Annotated in this window: 23 protein-coding genes; 14 read left to right on the plus strand and 9 right to left on the minus strand. The window is 64.5% G+C overall.

Annotation, left to right across the window (positions count from 1 at the left end; genetic code table 11):
- Window positions 1-76 precede the first annotated feature (76 nt).
- On the minus strand, window positions 77-379 hold the full coding sequence (locus DFO47_RS03485; RefSeq protein ID WP_133830714.1) for an FCD domain-containing protein: 303 nt from the start codon (window positions 377-379) through the stop codon (window positions 77-79).
- A gap of 497 nt (window positions 380-876) precedes the next feature.
- Here DFO47_RS03485 and DFO47_RS03490 point away from each other — a divergent pair, with 497 nt between their 5' ends.
- The 14 genes from DFO47_RS03490 (at window position 877) to DFO47_RS03555 (ending at window position 15,830) form a co-directional block, all read left to right on the plus strand.
- Window positions 877-1,662, plus strand: coding sequence for an amino acid ABC transporter ATP-binding protein (locus DFO47_RS03490; RefSeq protein ID WP_133830715.1), 786 nt, complete (start codon window positions 877-879; stop codon window positions 1,660-1,662).
- Window position 1,663: 1 nt separating this feature from the next.
- Entirely contained in the window at window positions 1,664-2,308 is a 645-nt protein-coding gene (locus tag DFO47_RS03495) for an amino acid ABC transporter permease (protein WP_133830716.1), read from the plus strand.
- The gene (locus tag DFO47_RS03500; protein ID WP_133830717.1) at window positions 2,305-2,958 is read left to right on the plus strand and encodes an amino acid ABC transporter permease; all 654 of its coding nucleotides are present in this window, start codon (window positions 2,305-2,307) and stop codon (window positions 2,956-2,958) included. The genes DFO47_RS03495 and DFO47_RS03500 overlap by 4 nt, the downstream gene beginning before the upstream one ends.
- Window positions 2,959-3,011: 53 nt before the next feature.
- Window positions 3,012-3,884, plus strand: coding sequence for an ABC transporter substrate-binding protein (locus DFO47_RS03505; protein ID WP_133830718.1), 873 nt, complete (start codon window positions 3,012-3,014; stop codon window positions 3,882-3,884).
- 166 nt (window positions 3,885-4,050) lie between these two features.
- Window positions 4,051-4,956, plus strand: a complete 906-nt coding sequence (locus tag DFO47_RS03510) for a dihydrodipicolinate synthase family protein (RefSeq protein ID WP_133830719.1) — start codon at window positions 4,051-4,053, stop codon at window positions 4,954-4,956.
- A gap of 89 nt (window positions 4,957-5,045) precedes the next feature.
- Entirely contained in the window at window positions 5,046-6,047 is a 1,002-nt protein-coding gene (locus DFO47_RS03515; RefSeq protein WP_133830720.1) for a proline racemase family protein, read from the plus strand.
- Window positions 6,044-7,015 (plus strand): ornithine cyclodeaminase family protein, encoded by a 972-nt coding sequence (locus DFO47_RS03520; protein WP_133830721.1) that lies wholly within the window; start codon window positions 6,044-6,046, stop codon window positions 7,013-7,015. Before DFO47_RS03515 ends, DFO47_RS03520 begins: the two co-directional genes overlap by 4 nt.
- Before the next feature lie 23 nt (window positions 7,016-7,038).
- Window positions 7,039-7,737 (plus strand): GntR family transcriptional regulator, encoded by a 699-nt coding sequence (locus tag DFO47_RS03525; protein WP_133830722.1) that lies wholly within the window; start codon window positions 7,039-7,041, stop codon window positions 7,735-7,737.
- On the plus strand, window positions 7,734-8,918 hold the full coding sequence (locus DFO47_RS03530; protein ID WP_133830723.1) for an FAD-dependent oxidoreductase: 1,185 nt from the start codon (window positions 7,734-7,736) through the stop codon (window positions 8,916-8,918). The genes DFO47_RS03525 and DFO47_RS03530 overlap by 4 nt, the downstream gene beginning before the upstream one ends.
- Window positions 8,915-9,250: a (2Fe-2S)-binding protein gene (locus DFO47_RS03535; RefSeq protein ID WP_243835336.1), complete on the plus strand. Its 336-nt coding sequence runs from the start codon at window positions 8,915-8,917 to the stop codon at window positions 9,248-9,250. The genes DFO47_RS03530 and DFO47_RS03535 overlap by 4 nt, the downstream gene beginning before the upstream one ends.
- Complete coding sequence (locus DFO47_RS21430) at window positions 9,247-10,704, plus strand: FAD-dependent oxidoreductase (protein ID WP_133830724.1); 1,458 nt, start codon at window positions 9,247-9,249, stop codon at window positions 10,702-10,704. Before DFO47_RS03535 ends, DFO47_RS21430 begins: the two co-directional genes overlap by 4 nt.
- A gap of 41 nt (window positions 10,705-10,745) precedes the next feature.
- Window positions 10,746-12,230, plus strand: a complete 1,485-nt coding sequence (locus DFO47_RS03545) for an aldehyde dehydrogenase (NADP(+)) (RefSeq protein WP_133830725.1) — start codon at window positions 10,746-10,748, stop codon at window positions 12,228-12,230.
- Window positions 12,231-12,614: 384 nt separating this feature from the next.
- Window positions 12,615-13,670, plus strand: coding sequence for a hypothetical protein (locus DFO47_RS03550; protein ID WP_208294360.1), 1,056 nt, complete (start codon window positions 12,615-12,617; stop codon window positions 13,668-13,670).
- A gap of 1,380 nt (window positions 13,671-15,050) precedes the next feature.
- Window positions 15,051-15,830: a hypothetical protein gene (locus DFO47_RS03555; protein WP_133830726.1), complete on the plus strand. Its 780-nt coding sequence runs from the start codon at window positions 15,051-15,053 to the stop codon at window positions 15,828-15,830.
- Between the two features lie 70 nt (window positions 15,831-15,900).
- Here DFO47_RS03555 and DFO47_RS03560 read toward each other — a convergent pair whose 3' ends face one another.
- The 8 genes from DFO47_RS03560 to DFO47_RS03595 form a co-directional block, all read right to left on the minus strand.
- Window positions 15,901-16,158, minus strand: coding sequence for a hypothetical protein (locus DFO47_RS03560; RefSeq protein ID WP_133830727.1), 258 nt, complete (start codon window positions 16,156-16,158; stop codon window positions 15,901-15,903).
- On the minus strand, window positions 16,155-16,469 hold the full coding sequence (locus tag DFO47_RS03565) for a hypothetical protein (protein WP_133830728.1): 315 nt from the start codon (window positions 16,467-16,469) through the stop codon (window positions 16,155-16,157). The genes DFO47_RS03560 and DFO47_RS03565 overlap by 4 nt, the downstream gene beginning before the upstream one ends.
- A gap of 81 nt (window positions 16,470-16,550) precedes the next feature.
- On the minus strand, window positions 16,551-17,057 hold the full coding sequence (locus DFO47_RS03570; RefSeq protein WP_133830729.1) for a hypothetical protein: 507 nt from the start codon (window positions 17,055-17,057) through the stop codon (window positions 16,551-16,553).
- On the minus strand, window positions 17,050-17,421 hold the full coding sequence (locus DFO47_RS03575; RefSeq protein ID WP_133830730.1) for a hypothetical protein: 372 nt from the start codon (window positions 17,419-17,421) through the stop codon (window positions 17,050-17,052). The genes DFO47_RS03570 and DFO47_RS03575 overlap by 8 nt, the downstream gene beginning before the upstream one ends.
- A gap of 157 nt (window positions 17,422-17,578) precedes the next feature.
- Window positions 17,579-18,073, minus strand: coding sequence for a hypothetical protein (locus DFO47_RS03580; RefSeq protein ID WP_133830731.1), 495 nt, complete (start codon window positions 18,071-18,073; stop codon window positions 17,579-17,581).
- 28 nt (window positions 18,074-18,101) lie between these two features.
- Window positions 18,102-18,647: a hypothetical protein gene (locus DFO47_RS03585; protein WP_133830732.1), complete on the minus strand. Its 546-nt coding sequence runs from the start codon at window positions 18,645-18,647 to the stop codon at window positions 18,102-18,104.
- A gap of 2 nt (window positions 18,648-18,649) precedes the next feature.
- Complete coding sequence (locus DFO47_RS03590; protein WP_133830733.1) at window positions 18,650-19,351, minus strand: hypothetical protein; 702 nt, start codon at window positions 19,349-19,351, stop codon at window positions 18,650-18,652.
- A gap of 36 nt (window positions 19,352-19,387) precedes the next feature.
- On the minus strand, window positions 19,388-20,329 hold the full coding sequence (locus DFO47_RS03595; RefSeq protein ID WP_133830734.1) for a hypothetical protein: 942 nt from the start codon (window positions 20,327-20,329) through the stop codon (window positions 19,388-19,390).
- Window positions 20,330-20,360 lie beyond the last annotated feature (31 nt).

A 20,360-nucleotide genomic window follows, 5' to 3' on the forward strand; every position in this document is an offset into this window, starting at 1 on the left:
TCAGCCCGCCCGTTCCGTCGGCGATCGACAACGTCCAGGGAGCCCCACTCGGCGCTGATGAGCCGGTTGCCGAATCCTAAATGCCGTTCGGCGATCCAAGGATCATGGCGTCCCGGAGACGTTCGTATGCACCAAGAAGGTGGTCGTCCGTCAGGCGGACCAACAGGGTGGTGTCGCTGACCCTGCTGGTGACGGCATAGGTATTGCGCGATATTAGGAAGAGGGTCACCTGGGAGCGGAGGTCGGCCCGGGACCGGTAGAGGCGGTCGTGCCTTGATGCCTGGTAGATACGGTCATGAAAACCGGTGTCGAGCTGACTTATTTCCACGAGGTCTTGGCGTTCCAGGGCGGCGTCCATTCGGACCAGAATCTTGCGCATTGCATTAGGTCGATGTCCGTAGCGTTCAGCGTCGCCCTCTGAGCGGCGAGGCGCTCGAGTTGGCCGCGCAAACTGTAAATCTCCTCGACGTCGCGAAGACCGAGCGAGACCACCTTGGCACGCCGGTTCGGCTGTTGCGCTACTAGGCCTTCACGCTGCAGCACAGCCAATGCGTCGCGCACCGGCCCGCGCTGACGCCCACCTGCTCGGCAAGCTCCGTTTCGGGCAGAATCGCCCCTTGTTTGGCTTGTCCGTTGAGATCATCTCTCGGACGCCGGCCGCGCCCCTGCGCGCGGTAATGAGCCTTGAGAACTTCATGATGGATGTCTGGAGACCGTATGGCGCTACGGCCCCGGACGAAGAAGCCAAAGCAAGGTCTCAACCAGATTCATCGATTTGCCCCTTTCCATAATTAGCTGTGACATGTACCATTTCACATATCACGTGACACGGACCACACCGATCGACGGCCCTTGGCCCCCACATGGAAGATCGCTATGACCCTTTCAGAAATCGCAGACGGCAAGATTGCGCCCCGCCTGGGCATCAAGCTGGACAACATCTCAAAGCACTACGGCAAGCACACTGTCCTGGACGACGTCTCCCTGCACGTCGACCCGGGAACGGTCACGGCCCTTATCGGACCCTCAGGTGCCGGCAAGAGCACCTTCCTGCGGTGCATCAACCTCCTGGAGCGGCCCGATGCGGGCACGATCCAGGTCGCAGGCCACACCATCGAGCCGGGGAAAGTGGTGAACGCCAAGGACCTTTCCGCGCTACGCAGCACCGTGGGCATGGTGTTCCAGTCCTTCAACCTTTTCCCGCACATGTCCGCCTTGAAGAACATCAGTTTCCCGCAACAAAAGGTCCTCGGACGCAGCAAGGAAGAGGCGGATGCCCGTTCCATGCAACTCCTGGAGCGGGTCGGCCTCAAGGAGAAGGCGGACCAGCATCCGGGGCGATGTTCCGGCGGGCAGCAACAGCGGATCGCCATCGCCCGTGCCCTGGCCCTGGATCCGAGCATCATGCTCTTCGACGAACCGACGTCGGCCCTGGACCCCGAGGTGGGGCTCGAGGTCCTGGCAGTGATGCGTGAGTTGGCCGCCGAAGGCATGACGATGATCGTGGTGACCCACGAGATGCAGTTCGCCCGCGACGTCTCCGACACGCTCGTGGTCATGGCCGACTGCAAGATCATCGAACAAGGCGATCCGCGGGCCATCATGAGCGATCCCCAGGAGGCTCGCACCCGGCGCTTCCTGCGCGCTGTCCTGGAGCGCTGACATGGACGCGCTCTCTGCGGTCCTTCAAGGGCTGCCCATGACCATCTTGCTGACGCTGTCCGCGTTCATGATCGGCATCGTCGGTGCCGTCCCCCTCGCGGTGGGCTTGTCGTCGTCGAACGTTCTGGTTCGGCTTGCCTGCCGGCTCTTCGTGGACCTCGTCCGCGGAGTGCCGATCATCGTGTGGCTGTTCCTGCTCAAGTTCGGCATCCAGGTCGGCACGTTCAAGTTCAACCCGGTAGGAGCCGCAATAGTGGGCCTCGGTGTAGTATCCGTGGCCTACCTTGCAGAGATCTACCGCGGCGGCTTGCAGTCGGTGCCGCGCGGCCAAGGCGAGGCAGCCGATGCCCTCGGGATGACCCGGGGGACCACGTTCTACGGAGTGACGGTCCCGCAGGCCTTCCGCATCGTCTCGCCGTCGATCGCCACCTACCTGACGGGCCTGCTGAAGGACTCCTCGATCGCCTCGACGATCATCGTCACCGAAATGGTCTTCCAGTCCCAGGCCTTTGCCCGGCAGCACCCCACAGTGGAAGGGATCCTGCCCTACGTCATGGTGGGCATCCTCTACATCGTGCTGAGCCTGCCGGTCGCCTACTTGTCCCGTCGACTCGATTCCCGCATGAGGAAGGCTGTTTACGCATGACCTGGCTAACTGAATGGGCGGGCTACCTCCCGCAGATGATGTCCGGCCTCGGCGTCAGCCTCCTGATCGCCGGAATCTCGATCGTCTTCGGCTATCCGCTGGGCCTTGGCCTGAGCCTCATGGTGACCGCAAAGAACCTGGCCGTACGCACCCTGGGGCTCGCCGTCGTCGAGATTGGCCGCGGCGCACCAGCCTTGGTGATCCTCTACCTCTTCTACTACGGCCTGCCGAAGTTCGGCATCGCTTTCGAAAGCATTACCGCAGCTTGCCTCGCCCTGACGTGGAACTCGGCGGCGTACTCGAGCGAGATCATGCGGGCAGGCATCCAATCAGTGGCCCGCGGACAACTGGAGGCCTCCAACGCCCTTGGCTTGTCCCGGCGAGACACCTTCTTCCGGGTCATCATGCCGCAAGGCATGCGCTCGGCAATCCCGGGACTCATGGGCGTCGCGATCCAGATGTTCCAAGGGACGTCCCTGGCATACGCGATCGCGGTCCCGGAACTGATGAAGTCTGCCTACAACATCGGCAGCCAGGACTTCAACTACCTGCAGATCTTCACCCTCGCCGGCCTCTGCTACGCCGTCATCTCCATGCCGGCAACGTGGATCACCGTCCTTTTCGAGAAGCGCATGGCCCGCCACAACTAACCAGCCCGCCACAACCCCAGCCTGCAGCACCCCCAACACCACCAGGAGGAACCATGAATACCCACCGCCTCAAAGGCGCCGGCATCCTGACTGCCAGCGTTATCGCCCTTGGCCTCAGCCTGACGGCCTGCAGCGGATCCTCGGACGCAAGCACAGCCTCATGCACCCCAAAGCACCAGGGCATCCAGACTGTCACACCGGGGAAACTCACGGTCGGCGTCATCGACATCCCGCCGTTCAGCAGTTACAACAGCGGCAAGCCCAACGGCATCGACATCGCGATTGTCAGCAAGATCGCGAAGGACGAGTGCCTCGAACCCGCTTACCAGCAGGCCACCTACGCCGATGCCGTGCAGTCCATTTCCGGCGGCAATATCGACCTCGCGGTGGGCACCATCGACGCCACAGAGAAACGCCTCAAGGCCGTAGACTTCTCCGCGTCCACCTATCTCGACGGCATGGGCATCGTTTCCAAGTCGGGCGCCACCACTGTCGCCGACCTGGAGAAGATGAACAAGGTGGGCACGATCGACGGCTACCTCTGGGTTGAGGACCTCAAGAAGATTCTGGGCGACAAGCTTGTCACTTACCCCAGCAGCGTCGAACTGAAGGCGGATTTCGACGCCGGCCGCCTGGACGCCGACGTCGACGCCTACGGGGTACAGGTGCTTCAATTCAAGGGCGCCGCGGGCGTCAAGGTTGCCCTCGCGAACGAGAAACCGGACGCACGCGTCGGGGCAATCGCCCACGCGCCCGAGGCCGCCTTCCCGATGACCAAGGGCAACAAGAGCCTCCAGGACGCACTCAATGCCGGCATCACCTCACAGCGCGCGGACGGGACCATCGCCAAGCTTCTGACCGACGCCGGCCTGTCCGAGGGACTCGGGAAAGTTGCCGAAAAGCAGTACATAGTTCCCGCAAGCTAGCCTCTCCTGCCCCTGCTTGCTGACGCGAGTCAGCAAACCCGGGTGCCGGTTTTGGTCGGCCCCTTATAACACCTGTGCAATGTCACATGGTAAATTAGGTCGTGAGGCAGCTCACGGCAGCAAACAATGACGGGCGCCGCGAGTGCCCCACTGAAAGGAACCCACAATGACTGAATCCCGCAAGCCCTGGCATGGTGTACTCGTCGCCACGGCGCTGCCGTTCAACGAGGACCTCAGCGTCGACTACGACGCTTATGCCGAGCATGTCCGATTCCTGGCCAACGCGGGCTGCGACGGCGTTGCCCCCAACGGCTCGCTGGGTGAGTACCAGACGCTGAGCGAAGAAGAACGCGCCCGCGTGATCACGACAGCGGTCGAAGCAGCGCCGGAGGGCTTCACCGTCATGGCCGGCGTCGGGGCCTACGGCGGACTCCAAACCCAGCAGTGGGCAGAGCAGGCCGCCGAAGCGGGCGCCGGTGCGCTCATGCTGCTGCCGCCCAACTCTTACCGGGCCACCGACGACGAGGTGGTGGACCACTATCGCCGCGCCGCCGCCGTGGGACTGCCGATCGTGGCTTACAACAACCCCATCGACACCAAGGTGGACCTGACCCCGCAACTCATCGCCCGCCTCCATGGTGAAGGACTGATTGTCGGCGTGAAGGAGTTCACCGGCGATGTCCGCAGGGCGTATGAGATCAAGGAGCTCGCCCCGGAGGTGGACCTGCTCATCGGCACGGACGACACGGTCGTGGAAATGGGCCTGGCCGGTGCCGTCGGCTGGGTGGCCGGCTATCCGAATGCGATTCCGGAGTCCACGCTGGAGCTCTACCGGCTCTCCACCTCCGGTGACGTCTCGGACTTGGAACGAGCCCGCGCGATCTACCGGGATCTGCACTCGCTGCTGCGCTGGGACAGCAAGACTGAGTTCGTCCAGTCCATCAAGCTGTCCATGGACATTGTGGGTCTGCGCGGCGGTGTCTGCCGTCCGCCGCGTGGGCCGCTTTCCCCGGAGGTGCGGGCGGCCGTCGTCCGCGACACCGAAGCAGCCCTCGCCAAGGGCTACAAGTAACCACTCCGCATTGACCACCCGTAGCTGCCCGGTGGGCACGCTCGCCGGGCAGCTACGGGGCAATGGATGTAACAACGAAGGACAATCGCATGAGAACCAGCCGCATCTTCCACGCCGTGGACTCGCATACCGAGGGTATGCCCACCCGCGTCATCACTGGCGGCATCGGGACGATCCCGGGTGCCACCATGGCCGAGCGCCGCCTCTGGTTCATGGAAAACAGCGACTGGATCCGCACACTCCTGATGACCGAACCGCGGGGACACGCGTCCATGAGCGGTGCCATTCTTCAGCCCCCCACGCGACCGGATGCGGACTTCGGCGTCCTGTTCATCGAGGTCTCCGGCCTCCTGCCGATGTGCGGCCACGGCACGATCGGGGTTGCAACAGTGCTGGTGGAAACTGGAATGGTCGAGGTGGTCGAGCCGGTCACCACCGTGCGGCTCGACACCCCGGCCGGCCTGGTGATCGCCGAAGTAGCGGTCAACGACGGGCATGCCGAGTCGGTGACAATCCGCAACGTGCCTTCCTTCGTGGACCGCCTCGATGCGGCAGTTGAGGTCCCCGGCTATGGCACCGTTGCTTACGACCTCGCTTTCGGCGGCAATTTCTACGCGATCGTGGACTTGGAAAGCCTCGGATTGCCCTTCGAGCGCTCCCGGAAGAACGATCTCCTCAAGGCCGGACTCGCCATCATGGACGCCATCAACGACGACGACGAGCCTGTCCACCCTGAGCGCGAAGACATCCGCGGTTGCCACCACGTCTACCTCAAGGCCCCTGGTTCCACGGCCGAGCACTCCCGTCATGCCATGGCCATCTACCCCGGCTGGTTCGACCGCTCCCCGTGCGGCACTGGCACCAGCGCCCGGATGGCGCAGCTGCACGCGCGCGGCGAACTCGCCTTGGCCACAGACTTCATCAACGAGTCCTACATTGGTTCGCGCTTCATCGGCCGGCTGGTGGATGAGACCGAAGTGGCAGGCCGCGCCGCCGTCGTCCCCACCGTCACCGGCCGGGCCTGGCTCACCGGGACGGCGCAGTATTTCCTGGACCCCACGGATCCATTCCCGGAAGGGTTCCTGCTGTGAATCTCCCACGCCCCGAAACACTTCCATACTTTGACAGGACGGCGGTGAGGGGTGCCGTCTCTTGGTCGACGGCGGTCGCGGCCCTCGAGCACGCCCTCCGGAACGACGTTGACCCTGAGGACGATAGTCCTCGGTTGTTCAGCCCCGTTCCGAACGGCGACTTCCTGCTGATGCCCGCAGCGGGTCGGCGGTACAGCGGGATAAAGGCCCTCACCGTCGCGCCGACCAACCCGGCACGGGAACTTGAAAAGATCCAAGGGGTCTACATCCTCTTCGATTCGGACACACTTTCCCCGTTAGCCACCATGGACGGGAACGAACTCACGGCGATCCGGACCCCGGCCACCACGCTGCTTGCCGTCAAGCAGATCTTGGCATCAACGCCCGAAGGCACCCGCCGAGGCAACGAGGAGCATCGCGTCCTCGTCTTCGGGACTGGAGTCCAAGCCCTCAACCACCTCCGGGCCGCTCACGCCCTCCTGCCGGGGTACAGCCTCGCCGTCGTCGGACGCAGGCCTCAGCACGTGGCTGAGCTGATCAGCCGGCTGGACTCCGAGGGCGTCGAAGTGCACCCGGCAACCGAAAGGGACGTCTGTGAGGCAGATGTGGTGATCTGCGCGACGTCGTCCAGCACCCCGCTGTTCGATGGAGGCCTGGTATCGCCTGGTGCCGTGGTGGCCGCCATAGGCCAGCACGGCTTGGACGCCAGGGAGGTCGACGCCCGCCTGGTTCTGCGCAGCGATGTCGTCGTGGAAGGCCGGGCGTCGGCATTACGTGAAGCCGGTGACTTGATCCCTGCGCGGAGCGCGGAGGAATGGAAGGCGATAAGGCCCGCCAACCTCCGGGACCTGGTCACAGGAGACTTTGTGCGCTCCCCGGGCAAGCCCGCCCTGTACGCGGGTGTGGGCATGGCATGGGAAGACCTTGTGACAGCTGCCCTGGTGTATGAAGGAGGCACCCGATCATGAAATCCAGACAAGGAGTGCCTCCCATGCCCACCAACAATGACCTTCCCATCGCACCGCTCAACCGACAGTACAGCCTTCGTGAGTCCGTCACCGAATCCCTGCGCGCCGCCATCATCGCCGGCACGTTGAAAGAGGGGACTCTGTATTCGGCACCGGCACTAGCTGCTGCATTCGGGGTCTCGGCTACGCCGGTTCGCGAGGCCATGATGGACCTGACCCGTGAAGGTCTGGTCGAAACGCTGAAGAACAAGGGCTTCCGGATCACCGCCATGAGCGAACGTGAGCTGGACGAGCTCACGCAAATCCGGCTCCTCCTGGAACCGCCGGTGGTCGGCGACATCGCCGGAACCGTCCCGCCCTCCGGCATCATGGTCCTGCGTTCAATGGCGGACGCCATTGTCAATGCAGCCCGCGAGGGGGACCTTACCGCGTACCTGGCAGCGGACCGTGAATTTCACGCGGAGCTTTTGCGGTATGCCGGAAACAGCCAACTCGTCGTTCTGGCCACCGAGCTGCGCACCCGCACCCGGTTGTACGGCCTCAAGTCGCTCAGCGAGAGCAACCTCCTCGCGGACTCAGCCCAGGAACACCACGAACTGCTCGACCTCATCGAAACCGGCGATGGAACCGCCGCGGCCTCACTAATGCGCCGCCATATCGGACACGCCCGGGGACTCTGGGCCACCGGTCAGAACGAGACACAACAGGAGCATCAGACATGAACGCAGCGACCGACGTCCTCGTCATCGGCGCAGGAGTGATAGGGGCCGCCACTGCATTCTTCGCAACGCAACAGGGCCTCACCGTGACGGTGCTCGACAAGGGTCTTCCCGCCAGCGGCACCTCTTCCGCCTGCGAAGGAAACATCCTCGTCTCCGACAAGGAACTCGGTCCCGAACTCGAACTGACACGCTATTCCCTTGATGTCTGGCACGGCGACTTGGCTGAGCACAAGCGGCTCTGGGAATTCGAAACCAAAGGCGGCATCATCGTCGCCTCCCGCGAAAGCAGCCTGGCATCCCTGAGCCGTGTGATGGCTGCCCAAGCCGATTACGGCGTTGTGGTGGAGAAGCTCGACGCTGATGCTCTGAGGAAGGCCGAACCGAACATCACCCCCGACGCTCTCGGTGGCGCGAGCTACCCGGAAGACTGCCAGGTCCAACCAATGCTCGTCGCTGCCCATCTGGTGAGGCTGGCCACCGAAGGAGGTGCCCGTTTCGTCGCCGACACCCCGGTCACCGCCTTCCTCCGGAGCGGAGACCGGGTCACGGGGGCGCGGACGCCTCGCGGTGACTTCTCCGCAGGGGCGGTGGTGAACTGCACCGGAACATGGGCCGGTGAACTCTCAGCTCTGGCTGGTGTCAACGTCCCGGTCCTTCCCAGACGCGGGTTCGTCATGGTCACCGAACCACTCCCGCCTATGGTCCACCACAAGGTCTATGCCGCCGAGTACATCGACAACGTGGGCAGTTCCGACGCAGGGCTGCAGGCCTCGCCAGTAGTCGAAGGCACTCCAAGCGGGACCATCCTGATCGGCTCAACCCGTGAACGCGTCGGATTTGACCGCACCGTGAGCATTGAGGCCTTGCGGCTCTTAGCGGGCAACGCCGTCGCGCTGTTCCCCTTCCTTGAGCACGTCAAAGCAATCCGTCACTACCATGGCTTCCGCCCCTACTTGCCGGACCATCTCCCGGTCATAGGCCACGACGAACGCGCCCCCGGACTATGGCATGCCGCCGGCCACGAAGGCGCAGGCATCGGCCTCTCCGCGGGGACCGGCAAGCTACTGGCCCAGGCGCTCTGCGGCCAGGCACCCGACCTGGACCTGACCCCCTTCGCACCGGCCCGATTCGGCGAGACAGCCGGCCACGCCACCACACACAGAGAGGAGGCAGCACGATGAGCCTGCACGCATTGGGAGAGATCGGGTCAACCGGCGGTCCCGAGGCAGTCCGCATGAGCTTTGACGGCCGCGCGATCGTGGCCGTACCCGGCCAGAGCGTGGGTGCCGCGCTGGTCTCCACCGGAATCACGGCCTGGCGGGGGACGCGAAAGGAATCGCGTCCAAGAGGTCTTTTTTGTGGGATCGGCATCTGCTTCGACTGCCTGGTAACAGTCGACGGCGAACCTAATCAGCGCGCCTGCCTCGTGGAGGTGCGGGAGGGCATGGAGATCCAGGGTTCCTGCGCGCAGGACGTCGATTCTCCGCAGGAATCCGACAGGGGACAGAAATGAGCGCAGCAGAGAAAGCACGAACCACCCATGCGGACGTCGCCGTCGTGGGAGCCGGTCCCGCCGGGCTCGCGGCAGCCGTCGCTGCCGCCGAGGCAGGAGCCTTCGTCGTGGTGGTAGATGCGGGAACGCAACCGGGCGGTCAGTTCTGGCGGCACCGTCCCGAGACCGCCGTGCCCAACCCGGACGGAAAGGGCCACCATGGTTGGCGGACCTACGTTGACCTCCGCGCACGTTTCGACACCGCGTGCCAGCAGGGTCGAATCACCTACTTCCCGGGTCTGCAAGTGTGGATGGCGCAGAAGGTCGAGGCCGGATTCATCGTGCGGACGACGCCCACCAACGCGGGATGCCCCGGGTCCGGGTACCACGAGAGCGGTAGCACCGTCCTTGTGCCCCGCTTGGTTTTGTGCCCCGGAGGTTATGACCGGCAGCTCCCGGTTCCCGGTTGGGATTTGCCAGGGGTCATGGCCGCCGGCGGAATCCAGGCGTTCATTAAGGGCAACGGTGCCCTGCCCGGGCGGCGCTACGTCATCGCAGGAACGGGTCCGTTCCTGCTGCCGGTGGCTGCAGGCATCGCCGACGCAGGCGGGAAAGTAGTCGCCGTGCTTGAGTCGTCTTCACCCACAGCCTGGCTGCCGCACCTCAAAGCGGCTGCCGGTGTGCCGGGAAAGGCACTCGAGGGTGCTGAATACGCCGCAATCTTCGCCGGTCACCGCATCCCCTACCGAACGCGCAGCATCGTTACTGAAGTACTGGGCGCGGGCCGCGTCCACGGAGTCCGTACATCGAAGGTCGACGCCGAAGGCAAGGTACGGCATGGCACCGAGCATGTCTACGAAGACATAGATGTCGTTGGGTTCGGCTGGGGCTTCACACCGCAGATGGAATTGCCTCTGGCCCTCGGCGTTGAAACGCGCCTGGATGCCGATGGTTCCCTGGTCGGCGTCGTGGATGAGCGCCAGGAGTCCACCGTTCCCGGCCTGTTCCTCGCAGGTGAGGTGACCGGCGTCGGCGGTGCTTCCCTTGCCGTACTTGAGGGCCTCGCTGCCGGTGGTTCCGCAGCCGGCAACCCCGGCACGGGCGCCGCGTCCCGCGACGCTGCGCGGCACCGGCGTTTCGCCGAGGCAATGCATAGGGCCCATCCAATCCCTGAAGCCTGGCAGGACTGGCTCACGCCGGAAACCATCGTGTGCCGCTGTGAAGAGGTCACGGCGGGGCAGATCACCGAGGCCCGGGAGAGCCTGGGGGCCCGCGACGCGCGGACACTCAAGTCCTTCACCCGCGCCGGAATGGGCTGGTGCCAAGGGCGGGTATGCGGTTTCGCGGCCGCCTGCCTGGGAACTGGCCACGGTAATGCTCCCACCGCTGAAAGCCTGTCCGCCTCAGCAAAGCGGCCCCTGTCCGCACCGGTAGCCATTGGCGAACTGGCTGAGCTTGAAACCAACAACCTCTGACCATCCCCTCTTTTAGATTTTCCCCCGAAAGGAGACCGCTCATGACCGCGATCACCCCGACCACCACCGTTGTACCGGAACCAACTACCGATGTGGAGTTGGAAAAACTGCTGGAAGCGGCCCAGACTGCCGCGGCCCCGCTCGCCGCGCTGCGTCCGGCCGAGCGTGCCGCCTTGCTCGACGCAGTAGCGGTCGCTTTGGAGCGTGCGGCCGACCATCTGATCCCCACGGCTGAAAAGGAGACCAGGCTGCCCGAGGCCCGGCTCCGCGCCGAACTGAAACGAACCACCTTCCAGCTCCGTCTCTTTGGGGAGGTTCTGCGCGACGGCGGCTACCTGGATGCCCGAATCGACCACGCCGACGTTAACTGGCCAATGGGGGCCCCGCGGCCTGATATCCGCCGGGTTCTTGTACCTGTAGGGCCTGTGGTCGTATTTGCCGCCAGCAACTTCCCCTTCGCGTTCTCCGTTGCCGGCGGTGACACCGCTTCAGCACTTGCCGCCGGCAGCCCAGTACTGCTTAAGGCCCACTCGGGCCATCCGGCTCTGTCTCGGCTCACAGCCGAGGTTGTCGTCGCGGCACTTCGCGACGCCGGGGCCCCTGCCGGGACGTTCGCGCTCATCACCGGGACAGCCTCCGGAGCGGCAGCCCTGCGCGACCCCCGGGTCAAAGCCGGCGCCTTCACCGGATCAATTCCCGGCGGTCGCGCATTGTTCGACATCGCCAGCTCCCGGCCCGAACCGATCCCGTTCTTCGGCGAACTGGGAAGCAACAACCCCGCTTTCGTCACCGATGCCGCCGCAGCGGAACGTGGTGCCGAGATCGCTGCCGGATTCGTCCACTCGTTCACACTGGGAGCCGGACAGTTCTGCACAAAGCCCGGAATGCTGTTCGTTCCGGCCGGTTCCGACATGGTGGACGTCCTGCGTAGCGCTGCCCTGCCGTCAGCCGCGCCGCTGCTCAACGATCGGATCCAATCCGGCTACACCGAAGTCCTCCGGTCCCTGCAATCAAATCCGCGCCTCGAAGTACTCGCACAAGGAACCGGACCGCTCGCCAATCCACCGGCACCCACACTCCTGCTCACGACTGCAGAAGACATGCTCGCCGACCCTCATGCCCTGCAGACCGAATGCTTCGGCCCCACGGCCGTAGTAGTGACGTACGACGACGAGACTGCCCTGCCCGGGCTGGCAGAAACCTTCGCAGGGCAACTGACGGCCACCATCCACGGAACAAACTCATGCCACGTAGCTCCACTGGTGACAGTGCTTGCCCGAAAGGCAGGCCGGGTGGTCTGGAACCAGTGGCCGACGGGGGTTTCGGTGACATATGCGCAGCAGCACGGCGGACCCTACCCGGCGACCACGGCTGCAGGAAGCACGTCGGTGGGGACCGCAGCCATCGAACGATTCCTGCGACCGGTGGCCTACCAGGGCTTCCCGCAACATCTCCTGCCCGAGGCAATCCGCGAAGAAAATCCGCTGCAGCTCCCTCGCCTCATAGACGGCCGCCTCCAGGCATAGTCGCCCGGGGAGCCCATCCGTCGCGGTCTCTTCACCGCAATTCACGTACGCGGTGGTAGTGGGCCCCGTACCTGGGTCTCGTTGATACCCCGCATCCGGTCTGGACCGATGCAAAGGAAGCCGATGCTACTTCTGAAGTGGCTCCGCACTGCCATCAGACAGCGGTCCGGGCCGTCATCAAAGCCGGGCACACGGAAACTTGCCTCCCCGCAGATGGGAACAATGGACGTTTCCGACCATTTCACCGGCAACGACCCCTACTGGTGGATCCTTGCCGGAGGTATCCACGTTCCAGGATTCGGCGCCTACCCAGGGCCAGATCCGGGCGATGCAACAGACACGTTGCCAGGACAGCCTGGCAAAGACTAGCAAAGGAATTTCTTTATGAAGACCAAGAAACCCCCAACGGTCATGCGGAAGGCAACCCTCGGCATCATCGTCGGGGCACTCACCGCGGCGGCCCTGGCGCTGTCATCGATCTCGCCAGCGGTGGCAGCCGACCAAACCGGGCCGGCGTACGCTCCGGTGGATCAGCCCGGTCCGGCGCTCTCCGTGCCGCAGAACCTCCTGGCTGACAGCCTGCAGTGCACCGCGAACACCAGCAGCGCCACCCGCAACGTAGTGCTGCTGATCCCCGGAACCACGCTGACCCCGCAGTCGAACTTCAACGGGAACTGGTTCCCGGCCCTGGACAAGCTGAACTGGCCGTACTGCTCAGTGACCCTGCCCGATAGCGCCATGAACGACATCCAAGTGTCCGCCGAATATATCGTCAACGCCATCCGGCAGGTCCGCGCCACCAGCGGCCGCAAGGTGGATCTCCTCGGCTTCAGCCAAGGCGGCCTCGCGCCCCGATTCGCGATGCGTTTCTGGCCCGACACCCGGGACATGGTCGATGACTACGTCGCGCTGGGTGCCACGAACCACGGCAGCATGACTGTGGACGGCATGTGCGTTCCCGGATGCGCGCCGGCACTCCAGCAGCAGCGGCTCAACTCCGCCTTCACCCAGGCGACCAACTCCTACCAGGAAACCTTCGCCGGGATCTCCTACACGGACATCTACTCCCACACTGACCAGTTTGTCACGCCAAACCTAGATGATTCCGGGACCACGTCGCTGCACGGCGGCGGGGCCAGCATCACCAATGTCGCCCTCCAGGATGTCTGCCCGCTCAACGCGGCCGACCACCTGGCCACCGGCACCTATGACCCGGTCGCCTATGCCCTGGCCATCGATGCTCTCGCCCACGACGGACCCGCCGACCCCGCACGTATTCCGGCGTCCACGTGCACGAAGCTGCTCATGCCCGGGGTGAACCCGCTGACGTTCCCCGGCAAGTACGTTGACCTCTGGAACACGGTCCTCGCCCAGCTCGTCGCCTACCCGCACGTCGTAACTGAACCGCCGCTCCGACCCTACGTCTACGCCCAGCCCTGACCGCGTCGGCCTCTCTGGGAGATGAAGCACAGAAAAGCCCCTGCACATTGGGTCCACAGGGCAGGTGCGGGGATCCTCGGTATCGCAAGAGCTTCACGCCCTGCCTATTTGCGAAGTATTTAGGTCCGAGAAACCCTGGCAGGGACAGGCGTATACGAGCCGGCTACAGGCAGCCAATCCGTGAAACCGCTACAGCGCAAGGAGCACCAATTTCCGAGCAAAATGCGATTCACCGCCCCGGTCGGAGCCGGTAGCGTCCTTCTCCGAAGAAAGGCAATCCCGTGAATGTATCCCGGTGGGAACGAGGATTCTTTGGACGGTCCCTTCGATGGGGAGTGCCGGTCAGCGACTGGTCTCATCTTTCATCTGGCGACGAGGTGGAAATCTACCAGGGGGAGGTGTCACCGCATCGGGACGCATCGACATGACCTCCTCCGATGGCAGCGTGCTGTGGCTTCAATCGGACGGGGTTCGCGAACGTTCCCTCTTTCTGCGAAGCGATGGACTTGTGGCATACAAACGCTCGCGCGCATGACATCTCGCTCGCGGAAGCCTTGCCGGGTGGCAGATGGAACTGCACGACCCAATGAGCACACGACGGGTCCACAAGACTCACGTAGAGAAGTCTCGCTGTCTCTAACCCACCCCAACACGATCCAGAACCCATCCATTAGGCGAGGAAAGGCAACAACGTGGAAAACCTAGAGGACATAGATACCCGCAGCCATCCGAACAACACTCGCATTCCAAGCACAACCGCCGATACGTCGAACGAAGCCGACGCCTTGGGGTGCGAAGAAGGCCATTGCAGATTCTGTGCTACCCCCGAAACCGATTAGCATCACAACTCCCCAGGGAAACCGGACTGCTTCAACACGCTGAACTTGACAGGGAAGATCAAGGGTGAAGGGCAGACGTACGAGCCCCGGCGAATTTGGCTGAAGGTCAAGAGCAGAAGCGCCCTTGATGTGGTTCTTGCGGCGGTCATAGGTCCCATGGCGCACCCGCGGGCAGCGGTGGTGGGTTTGCCGGTACACGGACGGCTGCGGATTGTCGGCCGGTCCACGTCCTTGACGGCTCGTGCGGGAAGGGATCTGGCCATATATCTTCATCCTCCCCGGGGAAGGCATCCATGGCCGGAGGAAATCAGCGAACGGGTGCTGGACCGCTTCACCAAGGAGGGCGGCACCACTCGCTTGACTTTGGTGGAGCCGTTGGTGGTTGAAGTCTCGGCCGACATAGCCTGGTCGGGTCAGGCATTCCGGCATTCAGTCCGCCTCATACGGGTCAGGCCTGAGTTGTCGCCGACGGAAGTATCCCTCCCGGAAGGCTTCCAGCGTGCCTGGCGATAAAGAATGTAGCCATGTGAAGAATGGAGTCATGCGACGAGAAGATGAACCTGAAGAGTTCGAGATTGCCGACTCGTATTTTCAGGAGCTGAGGACCTGGCTGGGCTTCCGGGATTCCCACGAGGCGTGGATCCCGGAAGCCGGAAGCCGTCTGGCGCAGGACGATGGGCTCATCAAACCCCACCAGGCGTCGCACAACATCGCCAATGCGGTAGTCAGCGCGATCGATCATTTGCACGCGCTGGACAGCATCATGCTTGGTGCCGGAGCATCACATCCTCTTGCCCCGTTCTCGCTGGTCAGGGCAGCCATTGAGTGCGCCGCACAGGCCGCCTGGATTTCAGCGCCAGAAGAACAGGCGACCAGGATAGTTCGTTCGCTGTCTCTGTCGCTGAAGGTAGCCAAAGACCGCGAGACTGCGTACAGCGAACTGGCACGTCGCCATCCGAATCTTCAGGGAACGCTTCCGGACTTCGACAGCGACAAGGCGCAACTGCAGGCTATTCTCGATGCCTCCGGGGCCGCTGGAAAGTTGATTCTCCCCAGCAGCACGCACATACTCACGCAGGTCCGCGACCTGGTGCCCAGGACGTCCGCCTTGTCCGTATGGCAGCTGTGCTCGGGTTTTGCCCACGGCAGGCGCTGGGCCGCGGATGCCGTGCTGAAGCCGGCGCAGTCAACTTCTCTGCCGGATGATGTCATCGCCAAGGAAAACCGGCCGACCATGAGGCTGCTTGTCTGGGCCCTTACCCCGGCTATGGATTTGATCCGGTACAGCCTCGAGCGGCATTCCGAGCTATCGCGGGCCTAAGCACCCAATTTGTGCCCGCTGAAGCAAGAATCGGCAGCCGGAGCGGGTTCCGCGAAAGATGCCGCGCGACTCAGTTATCCGCGATGGCGAAGATCACGATAATGATGATGATCGGGATGAGCAGCACGCCCGCGCCGGCGGTGAGGTGCTCCCAGCTGAACGGCGAGTTGAGGAAGGCGATGAAGCCATCCCACAGGCTACGGACGGAGCCTACGGCCCAGGCGAAGAAGCCGGTAGCCCAGCCGATGACGGCGGTGACCGAGACTCCACTTAGTGCGCACAGCCCCACGATCGTTCTGGTGTTCTTGAGCATGGCCAGTCCCCTCATTTCCGGTCCTCGAACAGCAGGTAGTAGAGCCCAATGTGCGGGGTGACGAGCACGGCGAAGGCCAGCCAGGCCCGCTTCGGGTCCTCGATCACCCATGTGATCCCGTCTTTGACGGGTTCGGCGTAAGCGATCACCGGCGCAAGAACATCGGTGCGGAAGACCACATGGAAGATGCCGTAGGCCATTCCCAGGGCGATCGCCAGGGCAAGGCTCCGGCGGATTGTCAGCTGCGCCCGCGGGCTCATCCCCCGGCGTGGTTCCTCGACGGCCGGAGCCCAGGCCTGGTGGTCCGTGTCGCAGTCGTGCATCACTTAATCCCGTTTCCATCGAATCATCATTCATGCCCATTCTATGAGAAAGGCTGAATGACGAACAGAAACGAGGCGCAATGGTCAGTCGAACTCGAGGTCTGCACCGACGGGTGCGGGTATGTCGAGCCCCCTGCCCGCCTGCGGGGCAGGGTTCTTCGCCGCGGATGCGCGGCGCTGGGCGGCGAGCTGGTCGAGGGTGACCCCGACGGGCCGCCCGAGGCGCTGGCCGGCTGTCCGGTAGACCTCACTGTCGCGGCGTGCGCCGATGGCGACGATCTCGCGCCGGGTGATGCCGCCGGGCGGCTCGGGCCTGATGTCGCGTGAGACGATGCGCAGCGGCGGCTTCTCATGGGGATCCGCACCGACGTAGGTTGTGTCGCAGTCGGAGAGGTCGGCAAAGCGGGAGTCGTAGTCCAGCGGCTTAGTCGGGTGGCGGCGGCCGTTGAGCCGGTGGAGCATGACGATGGTGGCCTCAAGGAGCGCCTCATCCCGGCTGTGCGGATTCTTCAGGGCGCGCTGGTTGAACCGTTCGATGTCCTGGCGGGCCCCGGGGCTGAGATGGACCTTGATCCGCAGCCCCTCAGTCATCGTCGAGCACCTTGCGGATCATTGACCGGGCCGGCTCGCCCAGCTCATCGCCGAGCTCATCGAGGGTCAGGCCGGGCTCCTCGGAGGCGTCGGAGGCACGGATGCGGCGGGAGAGCTCGGCCTGGAACGCAGCCTCGTCGGCGTGGACCCGCCGGAGCAGGTCGACGAAGTCGGCGAACGGGATTACGGCGGCCTCGGGGACGTTCCCGTCACCGAAGATCAGGGGTTCGGCATCCCCGGCGCGGAAGCGCTCGAGCAGGGTGCCCAGGTCGGCGGCGGTAATCTTCTGGGTCGGGGCGACGTTCACGGAGAACTTCGGCAGGGAGCCCTCGCGCGGGGCCTGGGGGGTCTTGTCGTCAGTCATGGTTCCAGTCTATTCGTGGTCGAATGGGATGCCAGTGCCTCATATCCCACCATTCCTGATGGACACTGAGTCGCTGGGGAATGGCGTAGCGGGGCAGTTGAAGAGAAGCAGGCCCGCGCCCTGCAGCCCACTGCGGGTCGAGGGCGCGGGCCATGCGTCAGAACTCGCCCGAGCCGGGCTGGACGTCGAACACCGGCACGCCGAGGGCCTGCCAGGCGCGGATCACCCTGGGCCGGTCATCCAGCGCGAGCCGGACGTCCCACCGCCCGCGGATGAAGGCCTCGTAGATCTCGGGCTTGACGATGTCGTCCGGCCGGCGGTCGCCCTGTCCGCGCATGAACAGAGGGCAGCTGGCAGTCCACTCCCCCACATGTTCGATGAGCCAGGCGTAGGTCGCGCGGCCGACGTCCCAGCCGTTGTCGTCCATGACCGGCCTGCCGGAGCAGAACACGATCTCAAGTCCGGCAGCGTGCAGGGCGCGCACGGTTTCGATCACTGGCGGGTTGGGCAGGTCCCAGGGGACGAGCCGGTACTCGTGGTGTCCCCTGATGAAGCGTCCGTCGGGAAGGGTGTGCGTTGCGACCGTCCCGTCGATGTCGACGATCACGGCCGGCGAGATGACCGCGGCCGTGGCAGTGCTGATTTCTGTCATGGTGGGTCCCTCCTTCCGGGCGGTGAGGCTATTCAGTAAACGGACGCTCGGCCTCGACGTCGAGCGGGACGATCGTCCCGAAAAGTCCTGCAGCATGCTGTGACCCGTGCGGGACTGCCAGCAGGTCGGGACCATCGGGCATGACGCCGGACTCTCCGCATGTGGGACACGTCCATGTCCAGGTGACGGGCGCGTGCACAACGCGCCTGTCGATGATCACCCAGTCGAAGCGGTCAACCCAGTCCTCGCGGCCGAGAGGCTGACAGAGATCGGCGTCGAAGAGCGCATCGGGCACTGGTGTCCGGCTGCTCATCGCACTCCTTCTTCGGCCGGTGCGGGACCGGGCTGGGGCCACCCAGTACTCCCCGAGGGGCTGGATGGTCCCGTTCTCATGGCCATGGCAGGTCAGTTCGAGAGAGCCCGCCCATTCGTGGGGACCCTGGGTGATCGCGGTGCCAGCCGGCACCTGCAGCGGAGCGTGGTCGTGGCCGTGGTAGTCGCGGCAAGCCGACTCGTCGTCGTTCACGAGCTTGAGGGCGCAGCACGCGCAGAGGATGAAAACACCGCTGGCCAAGGTCAGTCCCCGCCTTCCTGGTTGTCGTACTGGCTGACATAGCCGATGAGAAAGTTGTCGTCGACCGGATCGAAGCCGTGCCGCTCCGTGAACTCCGTGTGGTACTCGGCAGGGTCCCGGTCTCCCGGGTGCGGCCGGACGGAGCCGATCGCGTTGGCGATCCACTCCAGTTCGTCGGCACCGGACCACTCCGGCTTGGTGCCGAGGCCGAGGGCAATGGCGTCGACGATGTCGGTGTCGGTCACAGGTCCGGGGTTGCCGTTGGACCGGGACAGCGGCCTGCGGCAGTCGGGGATGAATCCCATGGCAAGCAGGACGGTCACCGGCAGGTGGTGGGCGTGCCAGATCGCGTCGGCGGCGTCAGTGGGGGAATCGCCCGAGGAGAGTCCGCCGGAGAGGTACAGCCGGTAGCCGGCGACCTCGATGGTGTCCGTCTCGCTGGAGTTCAGCGCCTCTTCGAGCTCGTCGATGACCCTGCGGCCGACGCGTTTGATGACCTCCGGGCTCGGCTCGCCCTCGGCGTCCAGGTGCATGTCGGGGTCGAAGTCCTCGACCAGCTCCTCGAGCTGGGACTCGGGGTCGTCGAACCGGAACGATTCAGGGTCCGCGGTCTCCTCGACCATCAGGCGGCCGCGTTCGAAGTCGATCGGCTTGGTGCGGTCGGCCGGGACGGCGATGGCCGCGGTGAGCATATCGGCGCTCATGGGTTCTCCTTGGGTCGGGATGTGGGTGGGGTCGGCTCAGGCGGCGGATTGCTGTGTCTTCGCGGCGGCGTGCTCGCGGTAGAGGCGCACAGCCAGGTCGACGCAGTAGCAGGTGAACAGGAAGTGGATGTCCCAGTCGCGCAGGTCCCACTCCCAGGTGTCGGAGCCGACGGTGTCCTCGTGCTCAGCCAGCCATTTGTGGGCCTCCGACTCGCTGTCGGCGTGCCAGCGGGCGTCTTCGATGATTTCCATGCGCCGCTCGGCAGGGGAATGTCGTGGGACCTCGATGTCGGCGAGCTCCATCCAGTTGTGTTCCTCTGTGAGCCGGTCGAACTTCTCGTCGGGGATGCCGTCGGTGCTCCAGAGGGCAGCGCGCGCGGCAGCGGCCGCGTTCCGGCGCTCGTGGTTCAGCACGGTGCCGGTGGCCGCGAGGTGCTCCTGGGCGTTCCAGTGGGCCTCGAAGAGCGCCAACTGTGCGTCCCCGTCAAGGCCGCGCAGTTCGTGCAGGCGCGCCAGCAGCGCCAACTGCTGATGGTGGACCTCCTGGGCCTCGGTGCCGAGTCCCTCGCTTTCTTCGAGGTGCTCCCGCACCAGCTGGATGAAGAGATCCGAGTCGTACTGCTTTACTTCGCGGGAGCGGCCGCCGCAGAGCTTCTCGGCCCAGTAGCGGAAGTCGATGCTTGGCGCACCGTCGGAGTAGTAGCCCTCGCTCTTGCCGGCCGACGCGAAGAAACCGATCATGTCGGGTTCTCGGGTGAACATGTAGCCGTCGGCGATGTCGCCGCTGGTGGCCAGGTGGCCGGGCCAGGTGGTGACGTCCCAGGACCACATGCGGGTCCCTGGGGCCTGGATCCTGAAGTGGCGGTAGAGATCCTCGTCGTGCAGAACGACGAGGACGTGCTCCCGGGTCTGGGCGAGAAAGTCGGCGTACGTACGGGCGTACGGGTTCTCGGGCTTGACGGTGTCAGGTGCGGACATGGCGGGTCCCTTTCGGGTCTGCTGGTCAGGG

The sequence above is a fragment of the Arthrobacter sp. AG258 genome, from assembly GCF_004364695.1.
In the GTDB taxonomy this organism is placed as follows: Bacteria; Actinomycetota; Actinomycetes; order Actinomycetales; family Micrococcaceae; genus Arthrobacter.